We start from the raw sequence: 15,891 nt of genomic DNA on the forward strand, positions 1-15,891 counted from the left end.
AAAACCACCAAGCAAAATGCTTGGTGGTTTTTTTAACTTAAACCAAAACGTGGCATATTATTAATAACCCATTGATTATGTTCATAAATAAATTCAACTTCCGCTTTTTCCGTTACATTATCATAATCATTATACGTTTCTACCTGCGCTTTTATTTTTCCATCCTTTAACTCGGCAGAAATAATTTTTGTAAATTTAGTTGCTGCTTTTGACCCTGGATCTCCAATAGCATAGTGCATTTTTCCATTTAACTCTTTCACATACTTACTCTTCATATACTCTGCTATAAATGATTTTGAGAAATACGTAGATAGCGTAGTCTCTAAATTATCCTTCGTATTATAAATAGGGTTCACTAATTCCCCGTATGAAAAATCCCCTACTCGTTTTGGATTTCCTGTTAGTGCAGCCATTTGAACATTAGTAAGTTCCTTCTGTGCATTCCATACTTTCTGTAACATAACGTCGTCTGCTAGCTTCTTATCTTTTACTTCATTTGATTTCTTTTTATCTAGATTCATGATAGTGCCATTATCCGTATAGAGGTACATATCTCCTGCTACAAAATATAAATAAGATTTAGTTGGTTCAACCGCTTTATTATAAATTACTTTTTCCTTTCCTCCATTCATTCTCTTCTTATATACTCCATCCTTTTTTATATAATAAAAAGTGTCCCCTTTCACATTCATCTGCAAGGCATCCTTTACCAATAACTTTTCATTATTTTGTTGAACGTCTATTTCATATATGCCATGCTCAGCTTCATTTATTTCAAAAGGTAACGAAAAGTCGACAACAGCATATAATTTTTCATTATCATATGTAGCACTAGATATTGTTGCATAATTTTCTTTTGACCAAGTTTTATTATCTTTTGTAACTTGTGTTCCACGATTTTTATTCCAATGTAGAATACTATCATCTATCGTTTGAGACCAACCAGAATTTTTAAATGCCGCTTCTTCTTCCTGTCCCGTTTTCAAATCCATTTTACAATCCCTACAATATCAAAACCACCATGCTCAGAATATTTTTTCGGATAAAATAAAGTTTGATCTTTTATATAAACATAATTTATATCCGCTTTTAACGTGTCTAGCTTTTTGTTAGATATATCATACTTCATTAAAGAAGATAATCCCGCATTCTTATCTTCATCCGTATGAATAAAATATAAAACCTTGTTTTTTATATTTATGTAAGAAGCATTTACACCTTCCACTACACGTTCCGAAGTCTGAAATTGATCTTTCGTACGATAAATGCCTCCTGTATTTTTATTACCATTTACTGCATAGTAAACCCATCCATCACTCTCTGCCATCTTCCCTTTATTAGAACTGTTTCCAACCGTATTTCCATTTTTTTCATTTTCTTTCATCTGTTTTTCAACTACTGGATCAATTTGTTCTTCTTTATTTTCTTGTGTTACGTTTGAATTGATAGTCTTTTTTTCTGCTTCACATCCAAACGCTGCAAGTGTAAATGTACTGATCATCATTGTAATAGCTATTTTTTTATATGCTCTCCCCATTTTCTTCCCTACTTCCCTCATCAAATTAAACATATCATAAATTATAGAAAATATTAGAAAAAATATCCATAATAAAAAGGATAAGAGTAACGCTCCTATCCTTTCAAATAAAGTGAAACTTTAATTAGTAGGGTTTTGTCCATCCCCCACTGGTTATTAGTTGAACCAATCGGGCTTTACGGGCAGTTGATCTCCCACCTAATTCCTCCGCATTAGTCAAATTTTGAGGTGGAAGTCTTACTGCCCGTTAATGCGGGGTAAAATTGAATCGTATTTTCATATATCGTTTTCATAACCTTATCAACAGACATGTTTTTTATAACACTAATTTCCTTTAGTACATCTCTAATCATTCCCGGATGCGTCATAACATCGTCTTGAAATTCCCACGGTCCATCTGTTTCTACCATCATATATTCAAGAGGATAATACGAAACAATTTTTCTAATCTTCTCCTTATGTAAAACATCTGGTGTAATAGAAATATAATAACCGTTCCTCATCATACGTTTCATTGTTGTTTCACTTCCTTTAAACCAATGAAAATGTGCACGTGAAACTTTATATTTCTCCAATAAATCACATACAATATCAGCATCTTCATATACTGCATGCAATATAATTGGTAAATCATATTTACTAGCTAGTTCAACAAACCGTTGTAACACTGATATATACGAATTGATAGCAATGCGCTCATCTTCTTTTCTTAAATAATACGGTAAGCCAACTTCACCAATCGCAACTATATCATCTACATGCTCTTCAATTAATTTATAAATTTGCTCACATTCTTCTTTATGAATCGGTTGCTCCGGATGAAAACCTATTGCTGGATGTACAAAAGGATATCGTTTTGCTAAAGATAAAGTTTCTTTACATGATTGATAATTCATAGATACTGCAATAAGCCCCTTTATCTCTTTACTATGCTCCACATCTTTAAGTAATTTACTTTTCTCTTCATCCTTATATTGGTCAACATGTATATGACTATCAATCCACTTCACCTTTATTCCCCCATAAAAAAACAAGAAAGGATCTCCCTTCTTGTTTTGTCATCTATATTATTTAACAATTAAGTTTGTTATGATATCAAATAACCCAATACATACTACGGCAACAGTAAAGTAGCTACAGAAATCTTTAATTGGAAACTTCACTACTTCTTCTTTACGCATCCCATTCTTCTCCCTTCTTACTATATCCCTAATTATTTTTATCTATTTGTATCTATTATGCAAAAAATATGACAAAATTACTATCGAATTAACTTACGTAAACCTTACAATGTTGTAAGGTTTATAAAAAGGGCCTCATCTCCATACAGATGAGGCTATTAAAAAGTAGTTGGTTTTTCATTCTTCATTCATATTACAAACAGAAAGTAATACAGTGAGACTTTCTAATTACACTATATAAAATTCACTATCTTTTAACCATCGAATTACATTACAGAAGACTTACATGTTTGTAAGCTATGTGTAATGTAATTCGATAGTTTCTCTTACTGACATCTCGTACAATAAAGTTAGCAAGTAAGCCAAATAAGAAGAACACTCACATAACCAAATTACATTGCTAGTAGCTACTCTTCTTATACCTTTCACTCATGCTACTACAATGTACCCCCTTCCCCTTTATATATTAAAAAAAGCCTTAGTCCATATGGACTAAGGCTTTTTTGCACACATCAAAATACCCCTACCTAGTATTTTTATTTTCGACAAAAAATAGGTGGGGGTATAATTCGCTATCTCATCACTAAAAGTTTACTCTTTGCATTAATGGGAATATTTACAGCTTCAATTTCTTCAATTGACTCGCCGTAGCGTCCTTTTGCGTACACCTTTAATGTTTCATCTCTCTTTAACATATGCTTAACAGTCTTCTTTATTTTTTGTTCTCTTCCACGTTCGTCAAATGCAATAAATTCATATTCATACCACTCATCGCCAATATGCTGACCAATTGTATTCACAACCGTATAGTATTCTTTCGTCTTATAAAATGGATTATATTTATCGATAACCGGTCCAAGTTTCGTAGGTAGTAACATTATTACTATGACTATCATCACTATTATAGTAGTGATCATTTTTTTCTTCATAATAAACATTCCTCCTCTGCAGGATATATATACATCCATTTTAAAAAGAAGGAATACAATCTACTATTGAATCTCATTACATTACACTTACATTTTTGTAAGAATTAAAAAAAGGTGAACGAATTTACTCGTTCACCTTTTAGCTCGCTTTAAAGCCCCCACCAAGTACATCACGTACATCATGGATAACGACGAAAGCATCGTCATCTACTCGGCCGATAACTTGCTTTAACTTAACAAGCTCTTGTTTATTAATAACAACATATAAAACTTCTTTATTTTTACCAGTATATCCGCCGCGCCCTTCTAATACAGTAACGCCGCGTGTCATGTTTTTCGTAATAGCCTCACGTATTAACTCTGGTTGATTTGAAATAATTGTAACAGCCGTTTTTGTGTCCATTCCTTCTACAATGAAATCAATTACTTTCGCTCCGATGAATACTGCAACAAGTGTGTACATCGCTTTTTCTTGCCCTATTATAAATACGGAACCAGCAATTACAACGATATCAATAATAAGTACACCTTTACCGACGCTCCAACCTAAATATTGATTTGCTAACCGTGCTAAAATTGCCGATCCTCCTGATGTACCTCCAGCTTTGAACATACAGCCTAATCCGATACCGACAAATACACCAGCAAATAGTGCCGCTAATAACGTATCACTATTTACATGATACTCAATATGTTCCGTAACATATAAAAACAAAGATGTTTCTACAATCCCTAAAATTGTATAAACCATCGTTTTCTTATCAAAAAATTTATAACCAACAGCTAGTAAAATTGCATTTATAGCAAAATTCACAATCCCCGGCGACCAATCAAATAAATAGTACGTAACAACCGTTAAACCAATAATTCCACCCTCTGATAGACGGTTTGGAATTGCAAAGTAATTAATACCAATTGCGAATAATAATGAACCAATTGTAATTAGTGTTATTTCCTTTATACGTTGATTAACCATAGTTCATACCCTCCCCCCATTTGACATTGTATCACTATCTCCTAGAGGTTTAGAAGTTGTTTTTATTCTGCATTTTCCCTCTTAAAAATCAAGATATTATGTTTAAACAAAGGGGTGATTAATTATTCATATTTGTTCTCACTGTACGGACAAATCGCTCTACATTCCCTTTCTGAATACACTTAGCTCTAACCGTTTCATGATTACAAGTAAATTCAAAATACGGACAGAAATCTATGCTATCTATATGCAAATATGAGTACTCTTTACATGTTGAAGGATAGTAAGGAAATTTCCCGTAAAACAGGAGACGTCTAGTAGTGGCAACAAAAATTCCATGTTGATAACATAGCGTGAAATTATCCTTCTCAAAGATCCCTACCACAAAGGCTACAATATTTTCGTCATTCTCTAGATACTTTTTCATACTTAATAAAAGTTCACTCATGCATACCCCTCCAAAATACTATTCTTGAAAAGAATCCATGGATTATTACAGACCGGTTTAACTCCTTTATAAAGTATGAAACGCGTTTCCTGTCAAAGGTATTTCAAAAAAATAATCCGTTATGCACTTATACACATAACGGATTAAAACTACACTGTAGATCGCTCCACAAGTTCATATGGAATTTCCACCTTTTCTTGTTTAGAACTTTCATCATTTGTTTGCCGATAAAACATTTCAAAGGCTTTTTTACCTATTTCCTTTAAATTTTGATCAATAGTTGTAAGTTGTAACACTTGCGAGATAGGTTGATTATCAAAGCCAATAATCGCTAAATCCTCAGGAACTTGAATACCTAATTTTTCAACTTCTGTCATAACCCCAATCGCAACTTCATCTCCTGCTACTATTAATGCTTCAGGAAGATGTTGCATCTCCTTTAATTTATGAGCCACTCTCACACCATCTTCTAACGTAAAACATTCTGTGAAAATCCATTCTTCATTCACTTCTTCATCTATAGATTGCAATTGACGCTTATACACATCAAAACGCTTTTGACTACTCGGTCCTAGCTTTCTCCCCGTGCAATAACCAATTTTTTTATAACCTTTTTCAATAAGGTGATTCATTCCTAGCTGGAAAGCTGCCGAATGATTTGTATATACACTTGAGATATTTGAAATATCATTGTCTTCACAAGCAATGATTGTACCGTATGAAGCATACGGTTCTATCATTTCCCAATCATTTGCACGTGAACAAATAATAAGGCCATCTAATTGTTTCGTTTTTAACATATGTAAACTTTTCATTTCTTCTTTTTTATTATAGTTTGTTTGGCAAAGTAGCACCCTGTAGTTATGAGTTAACGCTCCCTCCATCATTCCCCCTACCATTGCATCGAAGCTCGGGTGATTAATGTAAGGGAGAATTACACCAACAATATTCGTCTTTCCTTTTGATAAATGAACAGCATTTGCGTTTTGTGAGTAATTCAACTTCTCAACTATCTCTATAACCGCTTTCCTTTTTTCTTCACTTACATACGGATGATCATTCAACACTCTCGAAACAGTCGTAACTGAAACTCCCGCCATCTTTGCAATATCTTTAATATTAGCCATACACTCACCTCTACTTTTAAATTAATAAATTCCATGAACATATGTCAAACCTTCTCATCATTACACCTTCATTCATTTTTCTTACAAAAGTGTAATTTCCCTGTAAGCTAATTCGATAGTTACTCTCCGCTATTTTTCATACAATTAAGTCAGAAACAGGGCAACCATTATTCGAAAAGGAGCGGATTTATATGATGAACAAAGTGAAATCAAACAATTTTTTAAATACAATGGGCATGGTATTTTCCGCTCTTATCGATGCAAAAGCTGTTGCCTCTACATTAAACAAGTAAGGAGAATATACGATGAATAACATTACTTTTAACAAATTAGATTTTTTAGGACTAGCTAGCGGATCAGTTCTTCTTACTGCTTTTATTTACGCCGCTACGCTTGTATAACTTTTGTGTCCCCTTTCCCCTTCATTATAAATAGTAATAGAAAAGACGACCGTCTATGCCCGGTCGTCTTTTCTTACTTTTGATTTGATTGCAAAGCTTCCTTTAGCTCCTCAAACCTCTCATTTAATTGATCTGTCATCATTTTCATAGCTGTTTTTCGATCTATTTGTTCTTCAGCATCAATTTGAATTGGGTCTCCAAAAATTAATTGTGCTCTTTTTCCTTTTATTAATTCTTTTACACTTGAGGGACCAATATAAGCTGCCGGTATTAATGGAACGTTAGAACGCATCGCAATTGTCACAGCACCAGCTTTTAACGAAACGTCTTCTGTCGATCTCGTTCCACTCGGGAAAATCCCTACCACTTTTCCTTCTTTTAATAAGCGTGATGGAATTTTAAGTGTACTCGGTCCTGGATTTGCACGATCTACAGGGAATGCATTTACATTTTTAAAGAACCAATTTTTGAATTTCCCTTCAAATAATTCTTTTTTGGCCATGTAATGAATCTCTGTTGGGTACATCCCTGTAGCTAACATTAATACATCCATAAAACTTGTATGTGTACACGCAACAACATACGGGCCACCTTCTGGTAGCTTTTCTCTTCCTTGCACTTCTACTTTCCCAGCTGTTTTAAATATATATTTCAACAAAAATGTAATTGGTTTATACATTGGTTTCGTTCCTTTCTGAACATCCGAAGTATAGTCATTTTCTTACCTTAATTATAACACTAAGTTATAGGAGTTGGTAATAAAAATGAGTATTAATTGTTAATTTTCAATTCTTACAAAAGTGTAATTTTCTTGTAAGCTAATTCGATAGTTACTTCTTGCGATATTTCATACAATTAAGTCAGAAACAGGGCAACCATTATTCGAAAAGGAGCGGATCAATATGATGAACAAGCTGAAAACGAACAATCTTTTAAATACAATGGGCATGGTATTTTCCGCTCTTATCGATGCAAAAGCTGTTGCTTCTACATTAAATAAGTAAGGAGAATGCATCATGAATAACATCACTTTTAACAAATTAGATTTTTTAGGATTAGCTAGCGGCTCTCTTCTTCTTACTGCTTTTATTTACGCTGCTACGCTTGTATAACTTTGTGTCCCCTTTCCCCTTTATATAGAAGAAGACGACCGTCTATGCCCGGTCGTCTTTTTAAATGTTTTTTTCTTTTAACTCTTTTAAAAGCTGTATCATTTCAGCTTGTTGTTTTATCTTCTTACGACCATTTCGATTAATTGCTGCAAGCTCACAAGCAACTCCAACGGCAAAGAAAAACAATAAACTTTCTAACATATGAAATCCTCCAATTGCCTATTAAACAGCTTGACGTAATTGCTCTTCTTGTAACATCTTCTTATTTATATTTTCTTCTTTTCTCTGACAAACATTATTGCGAATAAGCGCTGCAATAACAAATAAAGTCCCTACAATATCAAACATCGTGATTTGATATCCTTGCATCATCATAATTATTAAAGTCGTAATAGGCACACAGTTAATAAACAAAATCCCATTAATAGATGATAAAATCTTCACACCGTAATTCCAAGCAAGTAATGCTACAATTCCCGGTAATGTCATCATAAATAACAAATCATATTTCACGACAGAAATCGTTCCCATACTCGGAACTGAAACATATCCAAGCGACGTAATAAGTACCGTTATAATTCCTGTAACGGTCGTACCGAATACACACGTCAATGTAGAGTAACGTAATGTCGACCAATCGCTACACGTTTGACCACCCATCGTATAAATAACCCAACCTACAACTCCAACAAATATACATGCTAGTGAAAACATGTTATCTTTCAATGTTAAAAAGAAACTCATGTCGCCCTTTGTAATAACAAATACAGTCCCTACAAAAGCGATAATCATGCTCGTTATCATATATTTTTTCGGTTTTACATGCTTATATCCCCATAAAATACAAATAGAAATCATCGGCATAAGTGCTTCCATAATGGAAGCTACCATCACACCTGATTTTCCCATTAACATTTGACCTAAAAATACAAGTACATTATATACAGTAAACGCCATCGTTCCGAAAAAGACGAGTAACTTTCCTCTTCCCTCTAAACGAAATGCCCGTTTTCCTTCTTTCATTAACAACAATACAATCAGCATTATCGCCACCGCTCCATAGCGAATAAGTGAAAAGTAAAATGGATCTATGTATTCTAACGCATGATCAGCAACTGGAAACATTGCTCCCCATGACATACTTGCAATTAAACACGCTAAAGCGCCTATTATCATTTGACCTTTTCTCACCGCAATCCCCCACTTCTTTCTATTTGCACAAAGAGAATTGTAAAAGAAAAAATATATCACGTAAAATGATTCAAAATGATGTTAACTATCATTTATAATGATAGTTAACATCAAGGAGGATCGTATTATGGAATTAAGAGATTTGCAAATCTTCCAGAGCGTTGCTGAACAAGGTAGTGTAAGTAGCGCAGCAAAGGAATTAAATTACGTACAATCAAATGTAACAACGCGTATTAAACAACTGGAGAACGAGCTGAAAACACCGCTCTTTTATCGTCATAAACGAGGCATGACTTTAACAGCTGAAGGAAGAAAAATGCTCGTTTATGTTAATAAAATTTTGCAAGATGTTGAGGAGCTAAAACAAGTATTTTTAGATAGTGAAACACCCTCTGGCATATTAAAAATCGGTACTGTCGAAACAGTAAGTACATTACCTACCATTTTATCTTCTTACTATAAAAGCTATCCGAACGTCGATTTATCATTACAAGCAGGTCTAACAGAAGAATTAATTAGAGAAGTACTCGATCATCAACTAGATGGCGCTTTTATATCAGGGCCAATAAAACATCCCCTTATTGAACAATATGATGTTAGTACAGAGAAATTAATGCTTGTAACACAAAATAAAGCTTTTCATATAGAAGAATTTACAACAACGCCTCTACTCGTTTTTAACCAAGGTTGTGGATACCGTTCCAAACTAGAACGATGGCTGAAAGACGAAGGTTTGCTACCAAAAAGAATTATGGAATTTAATATATTAGAGACTATATTAAACAGTGTTGCACTCGGCCTTGGAATTACGCTCGTACCACAGTCTGCTGTCCACCACCTTTCTAAAGCAGGGAAAGTACATTGTCATGCAATCCCTGAAAAATACGGCAGTATTTCAACGGTTTTCATACGCCGCAAGGATAGCTATATGACAAATTCAATGCGTAGCTTTTTAAAAACAATCGAAGAGCACCACCACATTAATATGCTTTAAAAGACATTCTTACACGAATGTCTTTTTTTCTTACAAAAGTGTAAGTCTTCCGTAAGCTAATTCGATAGTTGCAGGCGATCATATTTCCTATAATTAAGATATAAAGCAGGGCAACAACAATTCGAAAAGGAGCGGATACGCATGATGAACAAAATGAAATCAAACAAATTTTTAAATACAATGGGCATGGTGCTATCCGCACTTGTCGATGCAAAAGCTGTTGCAACTACATTAAACAAATAAGGAGAGATTATAATGAACAACATTACATTTAACAAATCAGACTTTATCGGACTTGCAAGTGGAGCGACTCTTCTTACAGCTTTCATTTACACACTTGCTAAAGGTCTTGTTTAACACTTTGTTTCCCCAAACCCCTTTATATATAGAAAAAGCTGCTCGTCTTATAGACAAGCAGCTTTTTAGTTTGTCCCGCTTTAATGGGCAGTAAGATCCCCACCTCAAAATTCAGCGAAAGCAAAGAAGTTAGGTGGGGTCGGGCTGCCCATTAAAGTCCGATTGGTGGGGGATGAAGCCCCCCACTGATTAAAGTTTCACTTTATTTCATATATAATTTGACCTGTTTTCGTCATATCATATCCGCCAATCGCTTTTAGTTCATTATGAAATTCTTCCGATTGCAGAATGTCTTTTACAACTTCGATCAACTCTTCATTTTCTTTATTCTTCAAAATCACTAAATCATACTGCTCTTTCATGATTGGAATAAAGTCTACATTTACAATTTGCGAAAACTTTTCTGATCCTACTCCCACATCAGCTTTCCCATTCGCGACTTGCGTAGCAACACCAAGATGATTCGATTCTTCCCATTCATATCCACTAATACGTTCTTTATTTAAATTTTGAATGCGCAATTGTTCATCGACTAACACCCTAATACCAGAACCCTTTTCTCGATTTATAAATCGTATAGATGATTGAGATAAATCAGCCCATGTTTTTATATTTTTAGGATTCCCCTTTTGCACATAAAACCCAACGTTCCTTGCTAATAAATTAATCATCGTACATGGTTGTCCTACTAAAATACGTTTTACGTAAGGAACATTATATGTACCCGTTTCGCCATCAAACAAATGCAAGCTAACGATACTTCCTTCTCCTTGATACATTTTTACTAGGCTCGTTAAACTACCTTGATATGCCCTTAATATATTTGAACTTGGCAGGCGATTTTCTATACGTTTTGCCAACATGTCTAACGTTAGTTCTTGTCCGCTAATAATACATGTATTCGAGATACTATTACTGTCATTCTTTACAGAAGTAACTTGTACGTTACCTGTTTTCATTTGCTTAATATATTGTTCTAAATCTGCTGCATCAATGCGCATCTGTCTACCAATTCTATAAGAAGGCAGTTCTCCTTTTTTAATTAAATCGTATACAGTTAATTTTGATACTTTTAATCGCTTCGCTACTTCTTCCGTTGTGTAGGAATGATGATCCATAGACGATTCCTCACTTTCTTTCTTCATTGTAACAAAGAAAAGAATATTTCTCCTATATTTTAAAAATAACTACATCGTTCAAATTATATTCAATTATAACTAGTTATAATTAGTTATAATTAGTTATATTTAGTTATAATTAATTATGTAAAAACGAAAGGGGATTTTTTATGAATAAGTTTACATTACAATCCATCGGGGCACTTATCCTTTCTTTTCTTCTTATATTTAGTGTTGCATGTACAAGCGGAGAGAAGAAAGAGAAATCAACCGCTAAAGAAGGAAAAACAGTTGAACTTACTATATCAGCAGCTGCAAGCTTACAAGATGCGCTAAAAGAAATTGAAACAAAATATAAAGAAAAAGAACCTAATATTAAACTTTCTTTTAACTTCGGCGCTTCTGGTGCACTTCAACAACAAATCGAACAAGGTGCACCTGCTGATTTATTCTTCTCAGCAGCCGAAGATAAATTCCAAACTCTCGTTAAAAAAGGATTCATTAATGAAAAAGAGGGGAAAAATCTCCTTGGAAACGAACTCGTTCTAGTCGTCCCAAAAGATAGTTCTCTTACAAAAATTCAAGATTTAAAAGATGAAAAAATAAAAAAAATCGCACTTGGTACACCTGAATCTGTACCTGCGGGAAAATACGCAAAAGCTTCTCTCACACATGAAAATCTTTGGAATGACATTCAAAATAAAGTCGTATTTACAAAAGATGTTCGCCAAGTGTTAACATATGTAGAAACAGGTAATGTTGATGCTGGTATTGTATACAAAACAGATGCTCTTATTTCAAACAAAGTAAAAATTGGTGAGACAGCAGCGGATACTTCTCATGAGCCAATTCACTATCCTTTAGGTGTTATAAAAGAATCTAAACACAAGAAAGAGGCGACTTCATTTTATGAGTATTTGCAGTCAAAAGATGCACAATCTATCTTTAAAAAATACGGATTTACAGTCCTATCATAATTGCCATGAGCTTTGATACTATTTTATCACCAATCTTTCTATCTTTACGAGTAGCTGCATGTGCCACCATTATCGTTACCATTTTAGGAACGATAATCGGACGAGCGCTAGCACGCTCCTCATGGAGATATAAAGTAATATTAGAAACTATTTTCTTACTACCAATGGTACTTCCGCCAACTGTAATCGGCTTTTTTCTCATTATCATTTTTGGAAATAACAGTCCCATTGGAATGTGGATAGAATCAATATTTCAGCAATCTATTATGTTCACATCTACTGCTGCTATCATTGCTTCTACAGTTGTTGCATTTCCGCTTATGTACCAATCAGCAAAAACAGGATTTTCTATCGCGAATGTACAAATTGAAGAAAGTGCTCGTGACCTTGGTGCAAGTGAATATCAAGTTTTTCTACACGTCACACTTCCGCTTGCATTTCCTGCCTTACTAAGTGGAATGATTTTGAGCTTTGTTCGTGCGCTTGGTGAGTTTGGTGCTACGCTCATGTTTGCCGGAAACATTCCTGGTAAAACACAAACTATCCCAACTGCCATTTACATGGCGATTGATGCAAGTAATATGCAGCTCGCCTGGACACTAGTAGTTATCACTATTAGTATGTCCCTCCTATTTTTGCTATGTATTCAGCTTATTAATAAAAGAATTACTGACTCTTAAGGCAGCTCTTTTTGAAGCTGCTTTTTTATTTCTTAGGAAATAAAAATATACCACCGGGAAATAACTGAATTTTAAATTTTATTTAAATATACATTCTATTTGAATTTACTTTCTAAAATAGGCAATTTCCTGTTATTATATGGAGGTGTTTGAAAAAATGAAGAAATGAAAACGCATTTATATCGTGAATTCTTCATCCTGTTTTAGCGATCGGTAATCTTCTACTCTAGTAGTGGGGCATTACCGATCGTTAGAACGATATGTAATTATATTGGTATAGCAAAACGAAGGGAGTCTTGTAATGGACATTTTATTAGCGCTTCTTCCTGCAATTGCATGGGGAAACATCTTATTAGTAAGCGTAAAAATGGGCGGTGGTGCATATAGCCAAACGGTAGGTATGACAATCGGTGCTCTATTCTTCGCAACAATTATGTATGTATTTACTCAACCAGCTTTAACAATGACAATCTTGATTGTTGGTTTTATTTCAGGTTTATTCTGGGCTTTAGGACAAGTAAACCAATTAAAAACAGTTGAAAAACTAGGCGTTTCAACTACTGTAACAATTTCTACTGGTATGCAACTTGTTGCAACTTCTATCTTTGGGGTTATCGCTTTCCGTGAGTGGACTACTACTACAACGATCATTCTGGGAACGATTGCAATCCTATTAATCGTAGTTGGTGTTGTATTCACATCATTAGATGATAAAGAAAATGCTCAGCCACCAGGACAATTGAAAAAGGGACTTCTTACTTTAATTGTTTCTACTTTTGGCTATCTTGTATATGTAATTATTATTCGTTGGTATAATATCGATGGTTGGTCTGCTATTTTACCACAAGCAGTTGGTATGTTTGTTGGTGCGGTTGTACTGACATCTAAACATAAACCATTTAACAAATATGCAATCCGTAACGCTTTATCTGGTTTACTATGGGGAACTGGAAACTTATTCTTACTTCTTTCATTACCACGTGTCGGAGTAGCAACAAGCTTCCCATTATCTCAAACTGGAATCGTTATCTCAACATTTGGTGCGATTGTCTTCTTAGGCGAAAAGAAAACGAAACGTCAATTGATCTTTATTGCACTAGGTAGTGTTTTAATTATCGGCGGCGCTGTATTACTTGGTATGACAAAAGCATAAACTTATAATCTATTAGTAAACCCCTGAGGCACATATGCTTCAGGGGTTTTTTAATTCTAATTATTTTCTAGATATAATTATTTGTATGTTTTTGGCCCTTATAATTATTCTTCCACTCTAGCAAACCCGCTACACATATAAAGAGATTAATAACAGCTAATATTAGCATAACATATAACCCAGTGGAGATATAAATTGAAATACTAACTACATTATATAAAATCCATAAATGCCAGTTTTCTAGGATTTTTCGACTTAGCATAAATTGAGCTACTAATCCTAGTACAGCATTTAAAGCGTCTAAATATGGACTTGTTGATTCTAAGTAATGGACTTGATAATACCCCCAACCAATCCATGCAACTAAAATAAAGATTATATAAAAAATCCAACCTTGCAAATCTAAACGAACTGTTGCTTTTACCTCTTCCTCCCCACTACGTGCAATCCAATGATACCAACCATATACATTAAATATAAATTGAAAACCTGCCAATACTGCCATTGCATATAAACCTTGTGTAATAAAAATATAGAGAAATACCGCAACGGTAATCATACCGAATAAAAAGTTGGATACTTTTTCTCTTGCTAATAGCCAAACATTAATAATTCCCATGACCGATGCAAAGATTTCAATATAGCTCGATTGAATATACAATCCAACCAATACACAAATAATACTAGTAATGAGTAAAAAGAGCGGACTTCTAATCATAATCATCTCTCCCCAGATGTGTAATAAATTCCCTATCACCAGTATAAGGAATCACTCTCCCTTTCACCATTAATTTCCTACTTTTCATTATCTATTCCATCTACAATAAGCCTTTTCTTTTTACAAAATTCTCTTAAAAATGGTATCGTTTTTTATAACATATCTCCACTAGAAAGGAATAGAGGATATGCTAACTAAACATCGAATTCTATTTATTGGTGCTGGTCGTATGGCAGAAGCTATATTTTCTGGATTACTTAAAACAAGCAAAGAATACATTGAAGAGATTATCGTTTCTAACCGAAGTAGCGTAGAAAAGCTAGATCAATTACGAGCGCGATATAATGTGTCTACTACAACAGATTGGAAGCAACATGTTACATCTGTTGATACGATTGTTTTAGCAATGCCGCCTTCTGCACATGAAGAATTATTAGCAGAGTTATCTCCGTTACTATCGAATCAACTTGTCGTAACGGTAGCTGCCGGCATCGGCCCATCTTATTTAGAAGAAAGACTTCCTAAAGGAACGCCTGTTGCTTGGATTATGCCAAATACAGCTGCTGAAATTGGTAAGTCTATCTCCTTATACACGATGGGACAATTCGTAAACGAGACTGATCAAGAAACCCTGCAATTGCTTTTAGGGGGCATTGGTACTTCGCAACTTTGTACCGAGGAAGAAGTTCATCAACTTACTGCAGTTACTGGAAGTGCACCAGCCTTCCTTTATTACTTTGCTGAAAGTTTAATTGAAGCAACAAAAAGTTATGGAGTCGATGAAGCAACCGCAAAACACCTTGTCATTCAAATGATTTCTGGCTCTGCTTCTATGCTTGAACAAACACAAGATCCAGCTAACCTCCGTGAACAAGTAACAACGCCAGGTGGTTCCACAGCTGAAGGTCTCAAAGCTTTATATGAATATAATTTTTCAGAGGCAATTCAAAAAGCAGTAGAAGCGACAAACAAAAAAGCTAGGGGGAAATAAT

The 15,891-nt window shown here is 34.3% G+C and carries 18 protein-coding genes and 1 pseudogene; 8 read left to right on the forward strand and 11 right to left on the reverse strand.

Going from position 1 to position 15,891, the window contains the following annotated elements; genetic code table 11:
- Window positions 1–32 precede the first annotated feature (32 nt).
- The 6 genes and pseudogenes from QCI73_RS26505 to QCI73_RS26530 all read right to left on the reverse strand — a co-directional run bounded on the left by QCI73_RS26505 (window position 33) and on the right by QCI73_RS26530 (window position 6,198).
- A pseudogene (locus QCI73_RS26505) lies at window positions 33–1,537 on the reverse strand (DL-endopeptidase inhibitor IseA family protein).
- A gap of 212 nt (window positions 1,538–1,749) precedes the next feature.
- The gene (locus QCI73_RS26510; RefSeq protein WP_353824047.1) at window positions 1,750–2,547 is read right to left on the reverse strand and encodes a TatD family hydrolase; all 798 of its coding nucleotides are present in this window, start codon (window positions 2,545–2,547) and stop codon (window positions 1,750–1,752) included.
- Between the two features lie 743 nt (window positions 2,548–3,290).
- Window positions 3,291–3,647 (reverse strand): YxeA family protein, encoded by a 357-nt coding sequence (locus QCI73_RS26515; RefSeq protein ID WP_327923351.1) that lies wholly within the window; start codon window positions 3,645–3,647, stop codon window positions 3,291–3,293.
- Window positions 3,648–3,786: 139 nt separating this feature from the next.
- Window positions 3,787–4,623, reverse strand: a complete 837-nt coding sequence (locus QCI73_RS26520) for a YitT family protein (protein ID WP_049111060.1) — start codon at window positions 4,621–4,623, stop codon at window positions 3,787–3,789.
- A 118-nt stretch (window positions 4,624–4,741) separates the two neighbouring features.
- Window positions 4,742–5,071, reverse strand: a complete 330-nt coding sequence (locus QCI73_RS26525) for a PH domain-containing protein (protein ID WP_353824048.1) — start codon at window positions 5,069–5,071, stop codon at window positions 4,742–4,744.
- A gap of 149 nt (window positions 5,072–5,220) precedes the next feature.
- Window positions 5,221–6,198, reverse strand: coding sequence for a LacI family DNA-binding transcriptional regulator (locus QCI73_RS26530; protein WP_327923353.1), 978 nt, complete (start codon window positions 6,196–6,198; stop codon window positions 5,221–5,223).
- A 305-nt stretch (window positions 6,199–6,503) separates the two neighbouring features.
- Between QCI73_RS26530 and QCI73_RS26535 the strand changes: the two genes are divergently transcribed.
- Window positions 6,504–6,599 carry a DUF3948 family protein gene (locus QCI73_RS26535; RefSeq protein ID WP_001060010.1) on the forward strand — a complete coding sequence of 32 codons (96 nt, stop codon included), beginning with the start codon at window positions 6,504–6,506 and terminating at the stop codon, window positions 6,597–6,599.
- 73 nt (window positions 6,600–6,672) lie between these two features.
- Here QCI73_RS26535 and QCI73_RS26540 read toward each other — a convergent pair whose 3' ends face one another.
- On the reverse strand, window positions 6,673–7,278 hold the full coding sequence (locus tag QCI73_RS26540; protein ID WP_000277773.1) for a lysophospholipid acyltransferase family protein: 606 nt from the start codon (window positions 7,276–7,278) through the stop codon (window positions 6,673–6,675).
- A gap of 337 nt (window positions 7,279–7,615) precedes the next feature.
- Here QCI73_RS26540 and QCI73_RS26545 point away from each other — a divergent pair, with 337 nt between their 5' ends.
- Window positions 7,616–7,711: a DUF3948 family protein gene (locus QCI73_RS26545; protein ID WP_001060007.1), complete on the forward strand. Its 96-nt coding sequence runs from the start codon at window positions 7,616–7,618 to the stop codon at window positions 7,709–7,711.
- A gap of 60 nt (window positions 7,712–7,771) precedes the next feature.
- On the opposite strand, the gene QCI73_RS26550 is transcribed toward QCI73_RS26545, so the two are convergent.
- Together QCI73_RS26550 and QCI73_RS26555 are read right to left on the reverse strand one after the other, a co-directional pair.
- Window positions 7,772–7,912, reverse strand: a complete 141-nt coding sequence (locus QCI73_RS26550; protein WP_000894067.1) for a YrzO family protein — start codon at window positions 7,910–7,912, stop codon at window positions 7,772–7,774.
- 21 nt (window positions 7,913–7,933) lie between these two features.
- Window positions 7,934–8,902 (reverse strand): DMT family transporter, encoded by a 969-nt coding sequence (locus QCI73_RS26555; protein ID WP_353824049.1) that lies wholly within the window; start codon window positions 8,900–8,902, stop codon window positions 7,934–7,936.
- A 127-nt stretch (window positions 8,903–9,029) separates the two neighbouring features.
- Between QCI73_RS26555 and QCI73_RS26560 the strand changes: the two genes are divergently transcribed.
- Both QCI73_RS26560 and QCI73_RS26565 read left to right on the forward strand, forming a co-directional pair.
- A complete protein-coding gene (locus QCI73_RS26560; protein ID WP_000423069.1) occupies window positions 9,030–9,896 on the forward strand; it encodes a LysR family transcriptional regulator in 867 nt (288 codons plus the stop codon).
- A gap of 255 nt (window positions 9,897–10,151) precedes the next feature.
- The gene (locus tag QCI73_RS26565; protein WP_001060016.1) at window positions 10,152–10,253 is read left to right on the forward strand and encodes a DUF3948 family protein; all 102 of its coding nucleotides are present in this window, start codon (window positions 10,152–10,154) and stop codon (window positions 10,251–10,253) included.
- A 197-nt stretch (window positions 10,254–10,450) separates the two neighbouring features.
- Here the strand turns inward: QCI73_RS26565 and QCI73_RS26570 are convergent, their stop codons facing one another.
- Window positions 10,451–11,398, reverse strand: a complete 948-nt coding sequence (locus QCI73_RS26570; protein ID WP_000712210.1) for a helix-turn-helix transcriptional regulator — start codon at window positions 11,396–11,398, stop codon at window positions 10,451–10,453.
- Window positions 11,399–11,541: 143 nt separating this feature from the next.
- Between QCI73_RS26570 and modA the strand changes: the two genes are divergently transcribed.
- From modA to QCI73_RS26585, 3 genes are all read left to right on the forward strand, one after another.
- Entirely contained in the window at window positions 11,542–12,348 is an 807-nt protein-coding gene (modA, locus tag QCI73_RS26575; protein ID WP_327923355.1) for a molybdate ABC transporter substrate-binding protein, read from the forward strand.
- Between the two features lie 5 nt (window positions 12,349–12,353).
- Window positions 12,354–13,028, forward strand: a complete 675-nt coding sequence (gene modB / locus QCI73_RS26580) for a molybdate ABC transporter permease subunit (RefSeq protein ID WP_327923356.1) — start codon at window positions 12,354–12,356, stop codon at window positions 13,026–13,028.
- Between the two features lie 301 nt (window positions 13,029–13,329).
- Window positions 13,330–14,181 (forward strand): GRP family sugar transporter, encoded by an 852-nt coding sequence (locus QCI73_RS26585; RefSeq protein WP_000353544.1) that lies wholly within the window; start codon window positions 13,330–13,332, stop codon window positions 14,179–14,181.
- A 67-nt stretch (window positions 14,182–14,248) separates the two neighbouring features.
- Here the strand turns inward: QCI73_RS26585 and pnuC are convergent, their stop codons facing one another.
- The gene (gene pnuC / locus QCI73_RS26590; RefSeq protein ID WP_000621368.1) at window positions 14,249–14,899 is read right to left on the reverse strand and encodes a nicotinamide riboside transporter PnuC; all 651 of its coding nucleotides are present in this window, start codon (window positions 14,897–14,899) and stop codon (window positions 14,249–14,251) included.
- A 187-nt stretch (window positions 14,900–15,086) separates the two neighbouring features.
- On the opposite strand from pnuC, the gene proC reads away from it, so the two are divergent.
- On the forward strand, window positions 15,087–15,890 hold the full coding sequence (gene proC, locus QCI73_RS26595; RefSeq protein ID WP_353824050.1) for a pyrroline-5-carboxylate reductase: 804 nt from the start codon (window positions 15,087–15,089) through the stop codon (window positions 15,888–15,890).
- Window position 15,891: the final 1 nt, after the last annotated feature.

This window comes from Bacillus cereus group sp. MG16 (assembly GCF_040459875.1).
GTDB classification, from domain to species: Bacteria; Bacillota; Bacilli; order Bacillales; family Bacillaceae_G; genus Bacillus_A; species Bacillus_A paranthracis.